At 52.6% G+C, this 20193-nt stretch carries 17 protein-coding genes; 7 read left to right on the forward strand and 10 right to left on the reverse strand.

Features of this window, described 5'->3' with window-relative positions; translation table 11 throughout:
• Positions 1 to 514: 514 nt before the first annotated feature.
• The gene (locus POR16_RS25180) at positions 515 to 1270 is read right to left on the reverse strand and encodes a hypothetical protein (protein ID WP_042932868.1); all 756 of its coding nucleotides are present in this window, start codon (positions 1268 to 1270) and stop codon (positions 515 to 517) included.
• A gap of 463 nt (positions 1271 to 1733) precedes the next feature.
• On the opposite strand from POR16_RS25180, the gene POR16_RS25190 reads away from it, so the two are divergent.
• Positions 1734 to 2747 carry an ImmA/IrrE family metallo-endopeptidase gene (locus tag POR16_RS25190; RefSeq protein WP_005894914.1) on the forward strand — a complete coding sequence of 338 codons (1014 nt, stop codon included), beginning with the start codon at positions 1734 to 1736 and terminating at the stop codon, positions 2745 to 2747.
• Between the two features lie 9 nt (positions 2748 to 2756).
• On the forward strand, positions 2757 to 3401 hold the full coding sequence (locus POR16_RS25195; RefSeq protein WP_005894912.1) for a hypothetical protein: 645 nt from the start codon (positions 2757 to 2759) through the stop codon (positions 3399 to 3401).
• A 180-nt stretch (positions 3402 to 3581) separates the two neighbouring features.
• On the opposite strand, the gene POR16_RS25200 is transcribed toward POR16_RS25195, so the two are convergent.
• The 4 genes from POR16_RS25200 to POR16_RS25215 form a co-directional block, all read right to left on the reverse strand.
• Positions 3582 to 7199 carry an SIR2 family protein gene (locus POR16_RS25200; RefSeq protein ID WP_005894910.1) on the reverse strand — a complete coding sequence of 1206 codons (3618 nt, stop codon included), beginning with the start codon at positions 7197 to 7199 and terminating at the stop codon, positions 3582 to 3584.
• A gap of 364 nt (positions 7200 to 7563) precedes the next feature.
• Positions 7564 to 9990, reverse strand: a complete 2427-nt coding sequence (locus POR16_RS25205; protein WP_005894908.1) for a S8 family peptidase — start codon at positions 9988 to 9990, stop codon at positions 7564 to 7566.
• A 25-nt stretch (positions 9991 to 10015) separates the two neighbouring features.
• On the reverse strand, positions 10016 to 10999 hold the full coding sequence (locus POR16_RS25210) for an AAA family ATPase (protein ID WP_005894906.1): 984 nt from the start codon (positions 10997 to 10999) through the stop codon (positions 10016 to 10018).
• Positions 11000 to 11248: 249 nt separating this feature from the next.
• The gene (locus tag POR16_RS25215; RefSeq protein ID WP_005894904.1) at positions 11249 to 11839 is read right to left on the reverse strand and encodes a DUF6088 family protein; all 591 of its coding nucleotides are present in this window, start codon (positions 11837 to 11839) and stop codon (positions 11249 to 11251) included.
• A gap of 419 nt (positions 11840 to 12258) precedes the next feature.
• Here POR16_RS25215 and POR16_RS25220 point away from each other — a divergent pair, with 419 nt between their 5' ends.
• From POR16_RS25220 to POR16_RS25230, 3 genes are all read left to right on the forward strand, one after another.
• Complete coding sequence (locus POR16_RS25220) at positions 12259 to 13161, forward strand: FitA-like ribbon-helix-helix domain-containing protein (RefSeq protein WP_005894902.1); 903 nt, start codon at positions 12259 to 12261, stop codon at positions 13159 to 13161.
• 515 nt (positions 13162 to 13676) lie between these two features.
• Positions 13677 to 14084, forward strand: coding sequence for a hypothetical protein (locus tag POR16_RS25225; RefSeq protein ID WP_005894900.1), 408 nt, complete (start codon positions 13677 to 13679; stop codon positions 14082 to 14084).
• Between the two features lie 78 nt (positions 14085 to 14162).
• Entirely contained in the window at positions 14163 to 14441 is a 279-nt protein-coding gene (locus POR16_RS25230) for a hypothetical protein (protein ID WP_005894898.1), read from the forward strand.
• Between the two features lie 69 nt (positions 14442 to 14510).
• On the opposite strand, the gene POR16_RS25235 is transcribed toward POR16_RS25230, so the two are convergent.
• From POR16_RS25235 to POR16_RS25245, 3 genes are read right to left on the reverse strand one after another with little or no spacing between them, the layout of a single operon-like run.
• Positions 14511 to 15305 carry an SIR2 family protein gene (locus POR16_RS25235; RefSeq protein WP_005894896.1) on the reverse strand — a complete coding sequence of 265 codons (795 nt, stop codon included), beginning with the start codon at positions 15303 to 15305 and terminating at the stop codon, positions 14511 to 14513.
• Positions 15302 to 15847, reverse strand: a complete 546-nt coding sequence (locus tag POR16_RS25240; protein WP_180276685.1) for a non-canonical purine NTP pyrophosphatase — start codon at positions 15845 to 15847, stop codon at positions 15302 to 15304. Before POR16_RS25240 ends, POR16_RS25235 begins: the two co-directional genes overlap by 4 nt.
• An 11-nt stretch (positions 15848 to 15858) precedes the next feature.
• Positions 15859 to 16908, reverse strand: a complete 1050-nt coding sequence (locus tag POR16_RS25245) for an adenosine deaminase family protein (protein ID WP_005894891.1) — start codon at positions 16906 to 16908, stop codon at positions 15859 to 15861.
• Between the two features lie 266 nt (positions 16909 to 17174).
• Here POR16_RS25245 and POR16_RS25250 point away from each other — a divergent pair, with 266 nt between their 5' ends.
• Both POR16_RS25250 and POR16_RS25255 read left to right on the forward strand, forming a co-directional pair.
• Positions 17175 to 17510, forward strand: coding sequence for a hypothetical protein (locus tag POR16_RS25250; protein WP_005894889.1), 336 nt, complete (start codon positions 17175 to 17177; stop codon positions 17508 to 17510).
• A gap of 9 nt (positions 17511 to 17519) precedes the next feature.
• On the forward strand, positions 17520 to 18203 hold the full coding sequence (locus POR16_RS25255; RefSeq protein ID WP_005894886.1) for a GNAT family N-acetyltransferase: 684 nt from the start codon (positions 17520 to 17522) through the stop codon (positions 18201 to 18203).
• Between the two features lie 112 nt (positions 18204 to 18315).
• Here POR16_RS25255 and POR16_RS25260 read toward each other — a convergent pair whose 3' ends face one another.
• Together POR16_RS25260 and POR16_RS25265 are read right to left on the reverse strand one after the other, a co-directional pair.
• Positions 18316 to 18888, reverse strand: a complete 573-nt coding sequence (locus POR16_RS25260; protein ID WP_147460280.1) for a hypothetical protein — start codon at positions 18886 to 18888, stop codon at positions 18316 to 18318.
• Positions 18889 to 18913: 25 nt separating this feature from the next.
• Positions 18914 to 20176: a YiiX/YebB-like N1pC/P60 family cysteine hydrolase gene (locus tag POR16_RS25265; RefSeq protein WP_234887624.1), complete on the reverse strand. Its 1263-nt coding sequence runs from the start codon at positions 20174 to 20176 to the stop codon at positions 18914 to 18916.
• Between the last annotated feature and the right edge of the window lie 17 nt (positions 20177 to 20193).

Consider the following 20193-nt stretch of genomic DNA (forward strand, 5'->3'; position numbering starts at 1 on the left):
AGTTGTCATCCCGGATTACTGTCTTCACTTACAGTAAAGAGCTCGCTAGGGTTATTTCTACCCGAGTGGGGCCAATCAGCCAGGCTGATATGCGAGAGAAATCGGCCAGACTGATCACTCGGGAGGATGTTAGGCTGGTTGACAAGGAACTGGTTCAGATAGCAGCCGGTTCAGGCAAACAGACGGCTACCTTGTGATTGATTCACACCCCGTGACTATTGAGAGTTTTGGCTTCAGGGTTACCCCATTCTCCAAAGCGCTGCTGCAGGACCTAGCGCCGGACGTGATTGTTTGCCTATATGCTGACGCAACAACACTTGCTTCACGTATTACGGCAACCCCTGAAGGGAGGCCTCTGCCGCCGGCAAACGAGCTAGATCGGCATGTGGGCTTGCAATGCGAGATTGCCTCTCTGTATGCATTCGAGACAGGGGCTTCCTTATACTATCTAGACGCTTCAAAGCCTTGTTTTGAAGTATTGGAGAACTTCGTACAGGTATCTCGAATCACAATCTCAGACCGCAGCAGCTGACCCGTGATCGGCACCAAATAGATCAAGGGTGAAAAGCGCGCAAGGCTCTGGCTTGCGTCTAGTGCGGAGTCTTGAAACCAGCCGATTCCAAGCGGCAACGTCCCCGGCCGCTGTTACCTCACTGATGGCCTGCAGGTCACGCGGCATAAGCAACTCAGGGTCGGAGAGCTGGACCGAATAGGGAGCTTCCATGGTTGCGACGAAGCTTACTGCATACTTTTTCGCGACGTTGCCGCTAATGGCGTACTCAGCGTTTTTGACCACGGCAGTGACCTGCGACGCTCCAAGAGGTTTGTCGCTGGAGAAGTTTCTCAGAAATGCCGCCGTTACCTCAAAGTTTGTTCCTTTCCCCAAACAATCAGCGGATTTACAGACAAGCGCGTAGTGACTTGACTTCCGACGTCCTGACGGCAGGTCTGCGCGGCTAGTAATCAATACATGTTGCGGGAGCGGAACAGTATTACCCCGGCTATCGATCCAGCTGTTCCAAACGAACACGTCCCCAGGAGTCACGTCGATATCTTTGGCCTTACTGGACATCGGGGAGAACAACACTTTCATCTCCTGATCGATAGACGCAGCCGCATCGCGGGCATTTTCACCCAGAGACTGGCCAATTCCCCAGAAAAAAAGGCCGTCGCCCAACTGCCTCTCCCACTCCTTGCGACGAATGATCAGGGCCAAGTCTTCGCCTGATTCGACACCCATTTTAGTCCAGCAGAAGGTAGAGGGAATCATTACTAAACGGTCCGGGGTTACGTTGACAGACACAAGCATACCAATTTTCTATTCATTTTAGAAGAAAATTCGCCTATATTGAATATTATGAATAGTGAAAAAACTCGGGCCCTCTATGGCCAACTCACCGATTACCTAAGGCAAGATCTCCGCAGCGACGCAGAAATAGCGCGCAAAAGCGGGGTGTCACAGCCTACCGTGTGGCGTCTCCGCAACGGTGGGCAACAAAGGGCGCGGACTAGCTCTCAATTCAGCAAGCTATGTTCTTTTTACGGCGTTACTGAATTGAAACCTACAATGCCCGAAGCTTCATTGGAGAGCGCGTTGAAGGATGCGATAATGTCAATATGGGACGGCTCTGATGCTCATGCCCGGGCGCTGATCAAAGTACTTCGTAGCCTCAAAGGGCTTGCACCAACTATCCATGGTCAATCTGCCCAGCTTATTGCTGAAGGAGGTCGCGATGCCGACCACACAAATTGATCGAATATTCGGCGCGTTGGAGTCCGCAGGCTATCCGCGAGAGTTTCAGCATTCGTTGCTACCCGGATGGGTGACTGGTGAGATGTTGCAGGATGAGGGCGCTACGCTTGAGGTGGCCTCAATTTTGGCAAAGCGCCTCGGTCTGAGGGTGGCACCGTTGTTCTCCGACCAGCCGGGGCTCGAGGAGCTTCGACGGAGAGACACAAAGTATAAAAGATCGATACCTAACAGATCGAAGAACCTCAGCGCCGCGACATCCTTGGCGATGTTTGTGGCAGAGTCGGTCGCGTACGCCACACCTCATGCCTATACCCCGTTCCCCCAGGATCCGCTTCAGTTCAGAACCGAAGTCCTCGGTACTGAAGGTGGGAAATGGCTGGGGCTTCGCAACCTGCTTCAGGCTTGCTGGCGACACGGAGTTCCGGTGATCTACTTGGACCACGTCGGTGATGGCCTTCCAAAGATGGATGGCATGGTAACCATATTCGAAGGACGTCCAGTAATCGTTCTCTCCAAGAAGAGTACATCATGGGCTTGGCAATTATTCATCATCGCCCACGAAATCGGCCATTGCGCGCTTGGACACATTGAAGCTGACGAAATTCTCATTGACGAGTCGTTAGGTGAGCAGTCATATGCCCTCGATGATCCTGACGAAGATGAACAAGCTGCAGATCGGTTTGCTATCGCACTGCTCAATGGCAGAGAGGATGCTACGTATGGCCATGAAGCGGGCAGGATGTCTGCGCGCGGTCTAGCAGATGCTGCCATGGCCTATGGAACGGCAAATAAAATCGACCCAGGCCATGTAGTGCTTAATTTTGCGAAGCACAACAACGCTTGGGCCCTAGGAATGGCGGCGATCAATGAGTTGCAGGCTGGCTTTAAGCCTGCCGGTCGCATCGTTAACGAACTGCTTTGGCGGCGGGTGCATCAAGGTGTTCTTCCTGATGACACGATCGACCTGCTCCGCCGTGTGGCACCAGCCGAATAGGACTTTCGCATGGCGCTCAATCTTTTCGTAGATAACGACGTCATCTTGAAGCTTGCTCAATACGGAATCCTTGAGCATCTGACCAAGTTATTTCCAAACCACCACGGAGAGACTCACCTGTTCGCATTGGACTCTGCACGCTACAAACTGCTTCCAAAGCGGAATCGAACCGAGCTGTGCAAAACGGAAGCAGCAGCCTTGTGTATCGAAGCCTTTCTCGAACAAGCAACGAGCTTGGCGCCTGCAAATGTAGATATCGATGTACTGGAGCGGTTATACGCTACGCCAGGGATCGATGCCGGCGAGGCTTTGCTGTTTGCCGCCGCCGCAAAAGGTACGGAGGGCCGAGTCCTGACGGGAGACAAGCGTGCACTAGCGGGACTTTCAGATCAGCACCTTGAGCACGTCGGACCTCAGCTGATTAAAAAGGTCATCACCCTTGAGGCTCTAGTCCAAGGATTCGTTGCTCTTGATGCAGACGCAACCCAACATGCGGTGCGTTCAAATCCAGCAGTGGATAAGGCCTTGGACATGGTGTTCGGAATATCATCGGCGGCCTCAGCAGAAAGCGTAAAAGCAGGTCTAGGTTCTTATATCGGCCATGTAAGGGAGTCCCTAGGCGCGATTTTGAACAGTGGGCCGCCTTTCGATTGAGCTACTTCCCCTGCGTAGGGACTTGCATGTTGGCGCTGATGCGGTTTTGACCCAGACTGCTGATTTTGAGTGACCTTATATGCTGCATCCGAAATCCCGCGCAGATACTTCGTTCACTGTGAGTTTGGGTAGGTCAATGAATTCCGGCAGCCTGGGTCAAAATCGCATCAGCGGCAACAGCTAGTCATATCTCTCGGCCCTAAAATGCAGAGACTGAAGCCGTCTATCGAACTCAATCGTCGGCTGGGTTGCGATCAAGCGGTCCAAGATTTTGGGAATTCCGTAGAGATTGTGAGTGCTACCCGGACCGTAGAGACGCCATAGCAGTGTCAGGGTTTCATCTGGAAAACTCTCCGGACATTCTGAACGCTCTAGAGCCGGTATTCTTTCTCGCCCTTGAACCTGCGTGATATAGGGAAGCAGTTGAACAAGTGCTTCGGGGAAAGCCTCTCCTGACTTTATTACCAGATTGGTGAAAGGGCGGGTCAACACGCTTTCGCGCACCACGCGCTCTCGCGGCCATACTCTTTCAAGAAGAGGGCCGACGCTTGTACGCCACGCTTCTGCCGGACCACCTTCAATTTCCGAAATCCACTGAGCGAGGAGCTCCACAACGCCTTCTCGCAATGCGGCTGAACAGTTGCGAAGTGTATGAGCGATATCCGTAAGGGTGATGCCCCAAGCCTCGACGTCACTGTCTTCACGAATAATTGCCAATGCAGGCGCTACAATCTTTGCTGCTGCGGCTGTATTTTCGTGATTCGATGCGTCAACCTCCAACAGCCCTCTCAAAATGTGACCGGAGAATGCCCTCGAGACAGAGATATAGGTACGCCGTTGGTTTACCAAGACTGCTCGCAATCCATGCCCCGCAGCGGTTGTCTCGCCAAGGCCAGCATCAAGGCAGGTACAAATTTCATCGTTCGCCACGCTCAGTACAAATGCGAGCGAGTTGACAAAAATCGCCCGCGCAAACGCGCCTTGCTTTCCTTCTGCGCGAGCAGCAAAAACCATTGCCCTGAGATGATTCTCGTTAATCGAACCGAACGATTGTCGGGCGGCCTCGATATCGGAGAGCAAGGCTTCAGCTAATCTGCCCGCAGGTGAGTTGATCGCTCGCTCATACAGTCGCTCCCCGTTCTCGAGAAGCTCTACGTCTTGTTCAACGGCTATCGCAAATAACCTTTGCCAACATGTTGATACATCATTACTGGGCTGCCGAGGAACGAATGCATAAAGAGTTGCCAAGCGCTCGATGACAAGCGCCAGAAATCCAGATTCGGCATGCTCCATGCGTTGAAAAACTTGGATAATGAGTTCTGAGGTCGTCCCAACGCTGGTACTTGGGGGAAATGTCAAAGCTCCTAGCAAGTCGTTCCACAACGGTGCATTCACTTCCTCAAGGGGAGCGTTTTTAAGTGTGTCGAACGCACCCTCTGGATCATCACCACAGTAGGCACTCCATCCCATTCTTTTCTCGATGTCGAAGCTCTGCATGACCGCTTGCGCGATCTCGAGACGTTGGTCACTAGCGGCGGCCATAATTGGCCGTGCATCACCAATGATCGTTCGGACACCGCTTGAATAAGATCTAAAAAAGTCTCGCTCTTCTACGTCGCGATCTAGGTAATCGCGCCGTAATAAGATTGAGGCGAGCTCTTGGGCCCCTGCTACGGACAAGGCTCCAGCAGCTTCGAACATCTTCAGGCGCAGCCATACGTCGGAGTCACGAGCATGGCCTCTCCAATCAGTTTGGCCACTATTGATGGTGTAGCGTGCGAAGAACTCTTCGCCCTCAGTCAGCACCCTCCGCTCAAGTTCTAAGACCAACATCTGACTGGCCTCAGCAAGGCGTTCTCGCATCACCAGGAGAAGTTCACGTTTCACCTGCCAAAACTGGGTAAGTGACAGAGCGTTGAGGCCACGAATGGCCTCGTCTGCAGTGTAGATTGCTGCATTACGATGCCCATGAAGCCATAGTCTTACGGCTAACATTCCTGGCACACGCCGCCACTCATCAACAAAATGCCGAGCAGTATCTGGATCCGTTGCGGCAATCTTTGGCAAAAGACTCGCGATCAACTTAACGAGGAGCATCGGCCCGTCATGATGCTCATTCTGTGCGTGAGGTTCCACCGAGGGCACTGAGGCATCATTGATGTCATAGTCTGCTTCAAGCGCTCCGCAATCGACGGTTGACGCGACAAGATCCTGAAGCTTTGAGGTCGCTAGCTTCATTATTAGCGCTGGCTGTGAGTGCGTCAGCAAAGCATCCACCAACTCGGCAGCGCCGCTAGAATCTCGCAGTTCAAAACTGGGGCGAATCAGATCTGTGATTTGTTCAGGCGCGTCGGCGCTTTCCTGGTTTGACAGAAATGCACGCGCTCCATTGAGGGTTAGCACAGGGGTAATTAAATCAACTGCTGCGAGGAGGTCGGAATGGAGAATGACTGTGCCGCCGAGCCTCTTTTGCAGGCTGTAGATTTGGAGCTCTGCCTCCATACGATCAGTACACGCCGAATTGGACACTAGGAGGCGCCACGCACGCGTCCAAAGATCATGTAATCCATTTACGTGATCTACACGATTTGCTAACGCGGTTGCGAGAGACTTGCCAATCTTCTTCATCCATTTGAGACCTAGCAAGTATCGATCTCGAGACTGGAGATCTAGAGCAAGCCACGCGGCCAGTATCCAAGGTGCTTGATCGTCGCTCCAAAGCTTGCGTTCAAGGAAAAAGTCGATCCATGCAGAGTCTTGAATTGAGGTGATCGCAATCGATGACAGATCATTTTTACCATTGAACAGCCAGCAAACCTTGTCGAGCTCCGCAGGAGACATGGATGCGTAAGGTTGGGAAAGAATTGCCGATGCCCACGCCTGTCTCGTCGAACGGGGGCGTTCTACAAGCTCCGCCAGCTGGGCGAGGTCGTCCCATAGCGCTCGATGACCGCGGCGACCTGTCACAGCATCCACAGTTTTTTCGTAGCCTATAGGTTCGACGGCGAGCGCTTCCCAGCGTGCGTCCGGAGCGTCTCGGGCTTCAATCGCGTCTACAGCATAAACGGGACGTAAGTCTGGAAAACGTTCGCGGTCTGCTTCCAAGACGTTCAGAAAGTAACGCACTGGTGCATCCCCAGCGCTATAACCTACTAGGACAACCGTCTTGCAGCGACAAAGGTCGAACAGAAAGCGCGACGCCCATCCTGATCGCATGTAGGCATCGCCATAATCAGCACTCGTTACGACGAGAGGAGTCTGGTGCAGACCGATCGTATCGTCGGCAATCCGTCCGTGGAGGTGGATGATTCCACGAAAATCAGCGCTACCTGGAGCGGGTAGATCCTGCCCAGCAAAGCTAAGTCCCTGAACGTTTACGACGCTATCAGCGCTATGAAGTGCTTTCTCAAGCATCGTGTCGAAGTTGGTGGTGACTATCAACGGATGGTTATCGAGGTCTCGTGATAATCGCAAGATCGTGTTGTGATTGGTGAAATCGGGGGGCGTGGGTGCCTGCAGGAGATCAACCAGCGCGCGGGTCATATCACGTGGGTTGACGATTCGACGGCTAAGAGAACCTAGAACCTCTTCGAAGCGACCAGCTTCGGATGATGCGAGCTCAGACCCGCTCTGCACCAAATTAAGTCGGTCAAAGCATTGTTGGACTAAATCGCCGAAGCCTGGCAATTGTGGCGCGCTTACACCTGCCCCGCACAAAAAGACGACCTCCCCAGCAAGCAGAGCATCTACCAGTGTTTCAGGAAATGCAGGGCCTTCGGCAGAAAAACGAATGCTCACGAGTTAGACCTCCATGCTGTAGTGCCGCTTCGATCATTGTTACCTGGCCGTAAGTCCGCCCCCCATGTAGGAGCTCGATGTCTTCGTCGCGCTCAACTGAAACAGAAGTTACCTCGTGCTTTTCTGCAAGCAGAAGACAGCCAACAGCGTACAGGTGTTGGTAAAGGAAGCCACGATGGACAGCCTCAATTCGCGTTGTCTGCCGTGGGTCAAGGAAAGCTGGAGGAGTGGCCATTCGCCTTACCCATCATAGATGACATCCAGCGAGCCGGGGAACTCGCCGTACGAATGCGTCGAAGATCGCATTACCCCGAAGGCCTAGGGATACCTACTGGAGAGGAATCACAGCGAATGTTGATCACTCTCAATTCTGCAATCGAACAGCAGTCATCTTGGCCTTTTGCTGCTCCCTGACCACAGCCTGCTCATTTATCCGGGTCTGGATTTGGGTGTAGAGCTGAGCCCGCTCGTTGTCGCGGTCGGCCACCGTAACCACCAGAGAATACTGTTCCTTTTCTGCGGCAGAGGGATTCCAGTCACGATCCTGCCTGACCACGACCACAAACCACTTCTCTCCGGGTTTCCCTTGTTTGAACGTCCAGCGAGAAGACTGAACCGTGCCGTGGTTTCTCATTTGGGCGGGAATGTCGCGATTGTTGTCCCTAGCCTCTTTGAGTACCTCCGTCGTCTTTTTCATCTCCTGGCTAAAGTGTTTCTGTACCTCCTCCAGCGAGGTGCCCGTGACCAAGCGGTAATAGATCTGGGTAGCCAGATATTCAATCCGGGTAGTCCGGACTACTGGCGAGTAAGCCAGTGTTATTGAGAGCTCTCGCGTCCCTCGAGCGGAGCGCAAATAGTCCTCTGGCAATGGCAGTTCAAAGAATTGGCATCCGTCGTTCTCGATGGTTTCCTCCGACATCAATACCACGACGTTATCGGAAGACCTGAAAAGATCAGATTCACTCACGACTCCGTAGCCAGCAACATCCCTTTCAACGTCTCGGTTCCAAGTGGCCTTCGACGTCTTGTAACTCTTCCTGAACTCCTTGGAAAATGTCGAGGTGACCGCATTCGGCAGATAAGCATGATTGACCAGCATTGCACGAAGCATGTTCGCAGATGCCGTCGGGTACGCATTCAGCAAACGCCCGGCTAGGTGAGTGATGTACGGTGCCGCCAAGCTCGTCCCGCTGATTTCCTTGAAGACGGTATTCCCTCTCCACTGATGATTAAGCGTTAACACACCCAATCCGCGCATGTGTGGCGCCCATTGCGCGTTTGCTTGCCTCATAGGGCTGGCGAGATTGCCGCCAGCCGCAACGAGCTCGGGCTTGATCGCCCCTTTTACCGACGGGCCGTGCCGAGTGAAGGGAGATGGTTGGTTTTCCGATGCAGGTGAAAGGTGGTAAATCTCCGGATACTTCTGGCTATCAATCGTAGAGTTGTGTCGGGAGATGCTCCCCACCGTCAACACCATCATTGCAGGTGCAGGGTCGATGATGGCGCTCTGGGCAGCGATTAGGTACTCCGGGTACTCGTCGCGCCAACTGTTGATTGGGACTAGCGGGCTTTCTGAGCCACAGAAATTGCCCGTGGAGACTACGAACAAGATGTTGTACCGCCGGGAAAGTACATCCAGGATATAGGCTAGCCCTCTGACATGCGCACCATCGTAGGGAGCATTATTGTTGCCCAGCGATAGGTTGAAGATCCGGCAGCCGAGTTCGACGAAATGCTCTACAGCCTTCGTCAGCGATACCTCGAGTGTGAGTTCGTCGTAGACCGCATTACCTGTATGCGGACATTTCTTCATCACTTTTCCATTGAAGAGCCAGAACTCCGGCTTCCAGAAATTCGAATTGTTACAACCCTCGACGTCGCCATACAGGGCAACCCCGGCCACAGCGGTGCCGTGCCCCGCTTCATCTGCATCCCCCTCCTCATCGACAAACGAGGCGCTCTCAGCCATTGCAGGCTTCAGGAGGGGATGATTCCCGTTAATGCCGCTGTCTAGAATGCAAACGCGGGCTGCGTCATTAGGGGGTGGCGGGATGTTGAGAGGCAACTCATTGATGTCTCGGTTCAGCTGTTGAATGCTAATGCCAGTGGCTGGGATGAGATCCACCAGACGAACGTCGCGCTGGTTGAGCAGCAACTGTGCTTGCTCGGGAGTGACCTCGACCCGGTACATGAGCAGGCTGTCCAGATTGATTCTGTCGAGCCTCTTGATGTGCTCGGCGGCTAGCCAGGTCTCAAAAGAGGTCGAGAGCTGAACACGGCTTGGGTGATGCGCAACCTGAACAGGCCAAAGTTCGACATCGAGCTTGAAAGTGGGGCTGTCTGGCAACCCGATATTCTTAAGAGCCCAACTCTTCCGATCTTCTGCGGACCAGGCATCTACACCCGCAATAGCCTCGAGAATCTGGCGATGGGTCAAATTAGCGTCCATGACACCCAGCTTTTGCAGATGGGCAGTAAATTTGGCCAAACCCTCTTCGCTCGCGAACACTACGCAAAGTTGCTTGCCTTCTTGGCTGATAAACTCCAACCCATGCGTATTGAGGTTGGCGAAGGTCAATGCGCCCTCATACTCCAGCTTCAGAACGTAAGGAGATTTTTCTGAAGAGCCGATTTGCTTCTTGGCCAGGCCTTGCGCTGTGGCGAAGTAACCGTTGAGCTTTTGGCCGTGACCAAGCCGATCTTCACGGGTGACGAAGTGAGGGGGGCTTTTGGTTCGACGCGAGTTATCCAGAACTTCACGTGTAATGCTCAGGTGCTTGTAGGTTGCCACGGATTCTTCCTTGAAAATTTATGTTTTAGGACTTTCTGAGGTCCTCCCGCAAAAGAGCGCTTTTAAGCTCCTTGATGGTCAGAAACTCTTGCTCTCGCAGGATCATCCGCTTGGCGGCGCGGCGAATAACGCGCTCAATATCTGCGCCGCTCTTACCTTTAAACTCCTTCAATATCTCTTTGTCGTCAATCTCGAATTGACGACGTATTCCTCGTAGCTTCAGCGACAAAATTTCCTTCAGCTGCTTTTCATCCGGCAGTGGGAACTCAATCGACTCATCGAATCGTCGCCAAATGGCGGAATCTAAAATTCTCTCATGGTTGGTAGCCGCCAGGATCAAACTGCGACCTTCGTATGAGTCCATCATTTGCAGGACGGCGTTCACAACTCGTCTAAGCTCGCCATGATCGCTACCATCACCACGTTCTTTACCGATGGCATCGAACTCATCAAAGAGAACCACAAACGGATGCTGGGCAATAAAATCGAAGACCTTGCGAAGGTTGGCTGCCGTTTCGCCCAAGAACGAGGACATTAATGCATCCAAGCGGACGATAGCTAAAGGTCGATCAAGCTCGAAGGCCACGACCTCTGCAGCCAGCGTCTTTCCGCAGCCGGGTGGGCCGAAGAAAATCACCTTGCCAGCGGGTTTCATCCCGTAGCTGCGCAGCACATCAGCCCGCCGGTTCTCCTCAAGGATCTCCTCCAATGCAGCTGAACTGCTAGGAGGAAGTATCACTTCATCAAGGGACCGTTTTGGAGTTCTTATATCAAGCAGCGGTAGACCGCGCTCCTTGTCTACGGGAACGTCGTAGTGAACTCGGGCCGTATTGGAAACCTTGAGATTCAAATCGCTGCCGTAGAGGATCTGCTCGAGATCGTTGGCCAGAAGATGATGCTGCTTCTGCCGCTCCTCCTCAATGACCGCTTTAGAGGCAAGACGAAACGCATCGGCATCGCCAGCAGTACCTGCCCGGAACAACTGACGTAGAATTTTTCCATTAGCCATAATCACCACCTTCTAAGTTATTGATTTCTAGAACTATGTAGGTCTTCGACAACCTTGTCGCACTACATAATTTCCAATAACTTTTCTCGCATTTTAGTTTTCATGATCAGGCACTCCATTCCCAACTCAACATCTGTGCACACACGTGCTAATCCTTTGGAGCCGGGCAGCTGGCATTGCGGCGTAGCCTAGTTCATGTTGGAGTGGTCTTAAATGGCCCCTCCCGAAATTCCGCCGAGCTGCAATCTGTCACCCCACCTCTCGACCGATTGCAAGAGCCATCCAGGATGGCAGTAGCGACCGCACCGAGCTCAACGCCTGCCAGTCGATGGGAGTCAGCTGTTTACGCAGCGTTTCCATCACCTCACCTATACGCCGCTCTCCCAACCAAGCCAAGGCTCGAATTACAGCACCGCCGGTCGTCGAACCAAGCGCTAGCATCCAGCGGGGGGCGTGTCTAATCTTGGCCGTTACGCCTCCTACTGTAAGAGTCCGAGTGCGCCCAGTGGTGAGAAACACCTGCCCATCCGGAACTTGCGGCGACAGGCCTAGTATCTCTGCAGAACGCAGTCCATCAAAGACGATCTCTTCCTGATTCTTCGAAGCGAGGGAGCTGACAACCTTATCCAGCAATGGCGTTGCTTGCTTGTACTGATCCTTAATAGAGGCTAGATAGAGCCCACGAGCCGCACGGATGAGTTGCCCGCCCTTCGCCAGTCGTGAAAAGGCCTGATCTACTGCGGCCCGGCTTCCTAAATGCAAAAATTCTTTGGGACTTACTAAGCCACCCTCAGGCAAACGCCGGCTGTGTTCCAGTATCGATTCAGGAAGGGTCTTCATAGGCTCAAGCTGCTCTAATCACTTTAATGTCAGAAGTATGAGTCTATATCTGACATTGGTCAAATAATGATCATGTTCAGCCGCGAGTAGTCTCCATGCCATTGGGACCCACTTGCGTCTGTGTATTGGCGCTTACCCTGATTGACCCAAAAGCTGACGTGACTTTTGTACAGATTGCGGTCTCAGGCCCTGCCCCAACTTGCACGCGAGGCAGCCCATTGCCGGCAAGCAGGTCAATTTGGCATAGGTCTCAACAACATGCCGGGAGATGCAAGCCTGCCCATTTAGTGAATCTGCTGCTCGGCTGAGCAAGGTGACTTATCCAAATCAACCCGCAACAGATAGCACTTGCCGTCGTTTTGTCGCTATTATGCCTACCAATAGTCATAATGCCCTCAAATTGACAGCGAGTATCTTGCATGGCCAGATTAAGCGTTCGCGACTTTCCTGATAACTTGCACCAACTGCTGCTACAGGCAGCTGCCAGGCATGAACGTTCACTAGAAGGGGAAACCAGGTTTGGACTGGCGCGTTATCTTGAATCTCTCGAAGCGCCTCAGCCTGAGACAGCGTCGTTGTGTGAATCTTGGCAGCGCTCTACCGGCCAGCGTTTGCAAAAGCTATTTACGCGCTTGCGCGAAGACGACGTCTTTTCCTGGAGCGAGCGCAGCGACTTGCCTCACCTAGCCTTGGCTTTAGGGGAAACGTCGCCGGCAACTCTGATGAACTGCATCGACGGTCGTGAAGCGCTGCCCTTTGATCTGGCCAAGCGTATCGCTGACCGCTACAGTTGCAGTCTGGAGTGGCTAATCAACGGCTCAAGCTCTATGTTTCCATATCCAGAAGTTGGCGGGGACTATCACGAGTTTTTCGAGCCCGCAGTCAGAGGCAGCGGTGTCAGTATCAAGCTGGTCAGGCTCTGCACCGTTGAGGATTCCGACGGCAATCCAGGCCCACATGACGGTACCTTGCTGATGTTCAGATGCAAGGACGACAAACTAAACATTGCCTCGGGGTATAGCGGTCGCTTTTATTTAAATGATCGTATGGGTGGTGGCGGCCATGGCAGCCTGGCAAATTTTGTCAATTTTCTAAACGAGAATAGAAACTTGCAGTTCAGCGAATACAACTGCACGGCGCCGATTGATAATTCGATGATGTGGGACCACCACCCCAACTACTACTTTGGTTTCAAGCATTGCAGTGAGGCGTCCTGGCTCTACCCTCTGCTTGCTGGTAGGTCACCTTCCAGCATTGATTGGGCGCAGCAGCACGGCTACATGAGCCCAAAGCCGAAGATTAGCTACTTTCATGATCTGTAGTGACTAAATCTGCGTATTGATCCCACTGAACGGCTCGGGCGATTTTGGCGGATGCGTGACATCCAGCGCAGTGCGGCAATAACCAACGTCCTGCCACGCACCATGCTTGAATCCCACCTCTGGATGCGTGCCTATGTGAGAGAGGCACAAGTGCTTTGTGCAGCCCCACGCTGCCTTTGTTCGGCAACACGATCCGGCATAAGCTGTGTGAAAACCTTGCGTCCTCAATATCGCCAGCAACACGTCATACCATGCTCGACCGACTTCGCTACGATGCGCTTCTGACGTGTGCAGAGCCAGCGACCTGGTCGTCTCGCACAGTAACCAACTACGGGTAATTCGGCAGAGTCGCCTCCATCCGCTTGACCATCTATTCGACTGAAGGCGGCTCAAGCTCAAACGAAATCACAGTATTCCCATCCAGCGGTGCATGGACTGCCGGATGGCTACTGCATCCAAACCTCGCGCAATCCTTACGATGATGTTGCTCATCACCCATATCCTCGGACGCGGCAATGGCCAAGTTCTTCAAGTGCTCTGCACAAGAGCTTTTGTCCTATGAACGCTATGTCTCAGAAGGCTCCCCCTATGCCACGCAGCACGGTGTGAAGGGAGCGCAGTTCGAACGCGTCATGGTGGTGATGGACGAGGAAGAAAGCGACTACCGAACGTACAACTACGAGCGTGTCTTCGCGAGTGCTGAGGCCCGTGCTGCAGATCGTGCACGAGCACTGGGCGGTGATGAAAATACTTGGAGTCGAACGCTGCGACTGCTTTACGTCTGCTGCACTCGCGCCCAGCGGGGGCTGGTGCTAACGTTCTTTGTCGCCGATCCGGCGACCACCCTGGAAAACGTCGTGGCGAGCGGGATCTTGCCGCGAAGCGCAGTCTTTACGCAGGAAGTGTTAGCTGGATGGTCATAGACGAACGATTGCCTGACCTATTTGAAGCAAGATTGACGGCGTGATCGGGGGGACGAGCAGTATTTTCACAACGATGACATGAGCGAGTTTCCCCGACACCGACATACCGGCATTTCGGACATTCACTACGGTATCGATCTAGGAATGCTGGGAGAGGCAGCACTGCAGGCATTCTTAGCTGAATGGCTTAAGTCAGAAACAGGGCGGGCGCCCTTCGAAGCTGAGCCAGCCTCTATAAGCTCTTTCGTTCCGGACTACGGTCTCGGTAGCACCGCGCTGAATGAAACAGGAAAAGACGCGCTGATCAAAGCCAGAGTCTGCCAAGGCGCTTATCGTGATGAGTTGGTGGTCCATTGACCACCTATCCATGGGATGAGGTTCAAAAGCGATTGTTCTTCGATAGCGATCAGACGTGGGACCGCTCTCTTAGCTCACCAATTCCTGAAGAAAATCCGTGAGCGCTTTCTTTGGATCATCCTCTTCCGAAACGATCATCTCTATTCCCCATTGCCCCAGCACTTCCTGAGCAACAGGGTTCGGTCGATTCGTGAATACATATGACTTTGGTCTGGCGGATGGCAATACCGAGCGCCCCCACATCTCCGTCAGTCGATAGAAAAGGAGCCTAATGTTGATGTCTGAAATACTGTATCCGATGAAGAGAACAGAGCTCCCTAAGACATCGTTGCTGAGCTTGATATCTAGTGGAGATTCATAATTCAATCGCTGAAAGTAACTGCTTTCGTCGAGAACGATTGATGTTTCGTCATCAAAGTCCCCATGGAATTTCACAATCTGACGCCGGCCCTCAGTAGCAGATACGAGGTCAGCGACGCTTGCGATTTTGTCGTACGGTACCTCAAATTTATCGTGGGCCATTTCCAGCCATCGATCATAGTTGGTGGTGTAGATCCGTGAAAATTGTCCAAGGGTAATCAGCCGATGGATTTCGGACGTGGAGATATCTGTACTGTGCTTGTGCCATTCGCGATCCATCCAGCTCCGAAGCGGCCCAAGAGTACCTTTCTTCCTCTTGTAGTACTCCGCAAGTGCAAGCGGTGTTCCATAAGTGGAGAAGATTTTCGGATCGTATCCCAATTCCTGAGCGATGCGTGCGATAAGCTCGCCCCAAGTAGGCAGGCTTAGATTGGCAGACACCCCAGCACCTACAAAAAGCATCAGCTTGCCGGTGCGGTGCGCGCGTAGCAACTCAGCGTTCATTTTACGCCCTCACAAGTTTTCAGATATTCGGCGAACTGATCGAGTGCTTTGCGGCGCATGGAAATAGCGTCCTTGGCCGGTCCCATCTCAGCGAAAGTTTGGGTGTGCCCGTTCGGGACGAAAACGCAGTCCCATTGAAAGTCAGTTGGACCGGCCGGTACAAGAGGTACAGTTCCCTCGATGGAGCCTTCGAACAGGTGAATCTGGCGCCCATCACAATACCCGAGCACTGTTTTTGCGGTCACTGCTGCATCTTCGAGACCCGCTACAAGCTTAACGAATCGCTCTGCCTCAAGCTTGTCCCAGAATATCTGGGTTAGACCCGCAGGAAGTCCATTGAGACCGCTCAGGTAGAGCCCTGTGTGCTCGACGAAAAGCGGGCGACCTATAGCCTCAAATGCCTTGGTCAACTTGTCCCGCACCAAGCGGTGGACATCCTCGGTTTGCAATTCTTCAATTTTCCGTGATACCGACACGACTTCCACTCCGACAGGGGCAAGAATTCGCTGCACCTCGTTGACCTTGTGCTGATTTCCGGACATGAATCGGATTTTCAATCTAGACCCTCTATGAATGAGTACCGCTTGGCGACGTCGAACTGTTCGGAAATATCACTGGCGGAGAGTCCCTCGGTCATCGCCATCGCATGATCATCTGCTAGGCCTCGCTGATGAATCGCCGGGTTGTCCGAGCAAATTACAAAAGGAACCTGGTGGCGCCGAAACTCCAACAGAGGATGGGCCTCGTTGACAGGAACAGCTCCGGTGAGCCTGTTGCTGATGGGGCATACTTCGATGCAGATATCTTGTCGTGCTAAGAGGTCTAGCAAGTGAGGGTCCTTGCTAGCAGCTGTTCCATGGCCAATACGATCAGCGCCAAACAACTCCACGGCTGACCGAATGTTTTCCACGCGACCAGTTTCGCCCGCATGAATGGTGATCCCGAGTCCGAATCGATCCTTCGCCTTCCGAAATAGCGACGGTAATTCGGCTGGATACGCAATCTCCTCATCGCCCGCCAGATCCAGCCCCACCACATCATCCGGTTCACCGAGGTCTTGGTAGGCCTGTAGGAGGGTAGCAAGGCCAACCGAACTGTAATTGCCGCGTGTAACCGTGAGGACCAAGCCGAGACGCATACCGAAGCGGACGGATACAGCTCTATACGATTCTAAAAGGCGCTCCAAGGCTTGAGCGGGCGAGCAATTTTGCAGAGCGGCAAGGTATAAAACGCTGCTTCGGAGTTCTACAAAGCGCACGTTGTTCTGCGCGAGGTTCGCGACGACCGCCAAGGAAAGGCGATCCAGGTTCTCGCGTCTTTTGGGGAAGAGCCGCAACACCTGCCAAGGGGTCAGGTATGACGCCAGCGACTGACACGGTGTGTGTCGCAACATGTCCCGCTCAATAAGGAAACCAGACGGCAGCTCTGTTAATTCATCCTTAAAGATGTCTTGGATCGTCGATATCGGGATGGCTCCGTTCATGTGTACATGCAGTTCAGCACGATCGCAGTCGCTAGGTCCCAACACCAAGCTCTCGTGTGCAATCTCATGGCCATTGACCTCATTTGGCGTCGTTGCAAGATCCATCTGGTACTGATTCAAGCGCTATCCTTTGTCGTTGTAATAAGCCTAGTTCTACACCGCACGACTGCGTTTCTGTTTACGATGATTTCAAAAAGCCATCCTGTGTATCAGTTGGTCAGGTAGATCGTCTAGTGTTTCTGACTCAACATTTTTTACGGCCACGGCCTGCAAGGGCGCCTACCGATTCATAGCACCATCGCAAGGTCATGTTGTAGGCTGTCTCTTTTAAAACAAGACAGCGATGACTAATCGGCCAGCTGTCTAGGTACTGAAATGGAGCAGTCATGTCTCGATTCGCTTTTGGCAGCATTTTCACGACACTGGATGACGACGAGATCGAAGATCAGAAAGGGTACGGATTCTTCGATTGGCAGGCTCATGGCGTCGTAGGTTACGACGAAGAGTTGACGACATATTTCGCGAACTTGGACGGTAGCTGGGGAATTGGCACGAGGTACCAAGAGCTTCCGACTATAGCCGACCTGCAGCGCCGTCTGGTTGAAGCTTTTCAGGGGGTGGAGCTTCCGTTCAATCGAGCAGGGCTTGAGCGACTGGCTCAAGGTGTCGAAGACAGTCCGACGATACTGACCCCATCTGAAGCCGCATCCAAAAGATCTTAAAGGAATAAGATGTCCATCATTTTGTATTACCAAATAGGCCCAGGCAAGTCCGCCGTTGATCAGGTTTTGAAACTGGTTGCATCTTTTTGTACTGATCTGAGGCTTGACGCGATTCCTGCCAGCAACGCCTTCTATACCCTTTACCAGTGGGCGCTCGTACGTGAGGTCGATTTGTACATCGAGCGAATCGGAAATACTAATGCCCCAGTCGAACTGCTCTTGGCCTTTGACGAATTGACGCGAGATGAGGTCGTTGGGTTTCTACTCTACATTCCGGTGATTAGGCAGACTGACTCTTGCGGTGTTTGCTACATGGCTGTGAAGAGTACTCATCAAGGGCGTGGGATTGGGAAAAACCTGGTAGTCGCGATGCTTGATCGCTATCCTCATGCCGAATTGACTTGCTCAGTCTCGAATGTAGAGTTTTACGAGCGTATGGGGTTTAGCGTGGTTGGCACTCACTGCTCTCAAGTCGCGATGAGTACCAGAACGCAAGAATCTACTGAGGGAGAGATATTGCTCATAGATTCGAGATCGATCCTAGGATCACCTGAGGCACGGAAACGTCAAATGGAGCTGGAGCAGCGTTGGGGTAAAAAAGAGATGCGCTACGCTATACAGCAATTTGAGCGCCATGTGTCCGAGCGGGTTCTTCAAGCCGATAATTTTGTGAAAGAACGGCTTGGAAGGTAGAAAGGGCTAAGCGCGCTGGCAGGGACTATCGGCCCAGTCCAGTCGGATACCTGCCAACGCTCTCAGCACTGGTTAAATGGCAAAGGTAGTTGGTATTGACTGCTTACTAAAACTAAACTTTTATATCTTCATGTCTTACGCCTCTAAGGTTGCAATCCATTAGGCCTTGATAAGGTCCGGAATAGCCTGTTATCACGAAGTAACCCCTCAGTTTTATAAACCCTCGCTGCGAGTAAAAAAAACAGCTTCCTTCTACGTGGGATATGTGGACGTTAAACTGCGTTCCGGTGCATTTGAAAATTGAAGGTTTTTCTCCTTCCTCAAGTTCTTCAAAGCAATCTTCAAAAGCTACAAAGTAAGGGGCCGTACTTTCAGTGTCGCCTCGAAAACTGTTGTCATCCATCGTGAGGTCAAGGAACACGATGCCTTCATCGTTGCCGGCTATGAAATTCGAAAGCTTTTTGTAGTCAGCAATGGAGGATATAACACCTTCGTATTTAGGCTTACCTCGCTTACAAAATTTTTCGCCTCTGATCCGATACCAAATGCTTTTTATGTAAGGTGTAGCTATTTTTCCGAAAACTCGACCCAAAGTACCGGCTATCACGCTAAAAATTTCCATATTCCCGCTCTTGAGCTTGTTTGAGTATCTTCTTCTGTTGGCGTTGATTGAAAACTGGCCCACGTGATGACATGAAACTGCCCCACGACTAGAAAGTCCTCATTGGTTCGTCAATGGAGCGGATATGAAAGCAGTCATCGCAAAGTCGACACGTCCCAGGTCCAGCAGGTGGAGTACTCAAGAGGACATAATCGCAGACTGGATCGTCTGCACAGACTGTGCACACATCCAAACTTCCGGCTACCCGGATGGCCGCTTCCGTCATCGCAGCCTGCTTTGGGTCCCACTCGCGCAGCGAAGCGAACCATTCCGGCGTGTGCGGACGAAGCAGCGTGCGAGGCTCCGGCTTAAGCAGCCCCTTACGCTCAAGCCAATTAGTTGCCGCCCTAATGCGACGATCATGTAGCTGTGTCAACAGCTCGTAAAGCTTTATCTTCAAAGCGAAATATTGGCGCGGATGCAATGCGTTCAAGGTCACGTAGCCCGCATGGTTCAGGACAAAACGGTTTTGCCCTAACTTCTCGCTTGCCAGCAGCTCTTCACAGTATCTCTGCTTGTGCTCCGCCGAGCTTTCGTATCCCTCCATGAAGGCGACGTGATACTGCCAAGCATTCCTTTCAAACTCATCCTTCCACAGTTCCAGATACCTTGAAGCTCTCAGAGCTTTTACTAGGTGATCATCTGCCTCCTGATGGTCCACTAGGTATAAATCGATGTCGTTGAGTGATTCAATCTCAGAGGACAGCATTCGGGCTTCCCGAAGCAAGGCATTGGTTGAATCCCGCATAACCTGCACGTGGTCAACATTTTCACGCCAGCCAGCCTCTTCTTCCGCATTGAGATCTCTCAGTACATTCGGAACCTCAAAAAGCGCCGCGCTATTCAGTAACTCCCCTGGATGGCAAAAGTCAGCATCCGGTACTAGGTTTGCCCCGGCCCTGTGATAAGCCTGCGCGACCAATCGCGAGCAGAACTGCCTCCGACCGGCCACAAAACCAGCCAATACACTCTTGGCGGCGCCGATCTTGGTGTATCGAGTACCAACCGCAGCTCTGGCGAAGGCGATAATAGAGTGCAGTTGGTCAGCAGTCAGGGGCGCAACCGGACGAAGAACATGACCAGCGCAGCCTGGCTCAAGTATCAGACGCTCGAGATTGCGTGCATGTACACCGTCACCAGTAGAATCGATCACACTCGACTTCCCCACACAAATCATAGCGTGAGAGATGTCCGCACCAATGGCCTTACGGATCGTTTTGCTCATGGGGTCGGGCGTGGTTGTCAGGACAATATCGCCGAGCTGGATGAGGTCGGAGACGAACACCCGCGGCCTCAGTTCCAATTCATTCATCTCGCCTTCCATATAGA

This window comes from Pseudomonas coronafaciens pv. oryzae str. 1_6 (genome assembly GCF_000156995.2).
Taxonomy (GTDB): Bacteria; Pseudomonadota; Gammaproteobacteria; order Pseudomonadales; family Pseudomonadaceae; genus Aquipseudomonas; species Aquipseudomonas tremae.

Excerpts from the sequence above, each read along its gene's own strand:
- POR16_RS25180 (WP_042932868.1), bottom strand. The coding sequence starts at position 1,270 with ATGATTCCCTCTACCTTCTGCTGGACTAAAATGGGTGTCGAATCAGGC.
- POR16_RS25190 (WP_005894914.1), top strand. The coding sequence starts at position 1,734 with ATGCCGACCACACAAATTGATCGAATATTCGGCGCGTTGGAGTCCGCA.
- POR16_RS25195 (WP_005894912.1), top strand. The coding sequence starts at position 2,757 with ATGGCGCTCAATCTTTTCGTAGATAACGACGTCATCTTGAAGCTTGCT.
- POR16_RS25210 (WP_005894906.1), bottom strand. The coding sequence starts at position 10,999 with ATGGCTAATGGAAAAATTCTACGTCAGTTGTTCCGGGCAGGTACTGCT.
- POR16_RS25215 (WP_005894904.1), bottom strand. The coding sequence starts at position 11,839 with ATGAAGACCCTTCCTGAATCGATACTGGAACACAGCCGGCGTTTGCCT.
- POR16_RS25220 (WP_005894902.1), top strand. The coding sequence starts at position 12,259 with ATGGCCAGATTAAGCGTTCGCGACTTTCCTGATAACTTGCACCAACTG.
- POR16_RS25225 (WP_005894900.1), top strand. The coding sequence starts at position 13,677 with ATGGCCAAGTTCTTCAAGTGCTCTGCACAAGAGCTTTTGTCCTATGAA.
- POR16_RS25230 (WP_005894898.1), top strand. The coding sequence starts at position 14,163 with ATGAGCGAGTTTCCCCGACACCGACATACCGGCATTTCGGACATTCAC.
- POR16_RS25235 (WP_005894896.1), bottom strand. The coding sequence starts at position 15,305 with ATGAACGCTGAGTTGCTACGCGCGCACCGCACCGGCAAGCTGATGCTT.
- POR16_RS25240 (WP_180276685.1), bottom strand. The coding sequence starts at position 15,847 with ATGTCCGGAAATCAGCACAAGGTCAACGAGGTGCAGCGAATTCTTGCC.
- POR16_RS25250 (WP_005894889.1), top strand. The coding sequence starts at position 17,175 with ATGTCTCGATTCGCTTTTGGCAGCATTTTCACGACACTGGATGACGAC.
- POR16_RS25255 (WP_005894886.1), top strand. The coding sequence starts at position 17,520 with ATGTCCATCATTTTGTATTACCAAATAGGCCCAGGCAAGTCCGCCGTT.
- POR16_RS25265 (WP_234887624.1), bottom strand. The coding sequence starts at position 20,176 with ATGAATGAATTGGAACTGAGGCCGCGGGTGTTCGTCTCCGACCTCATC.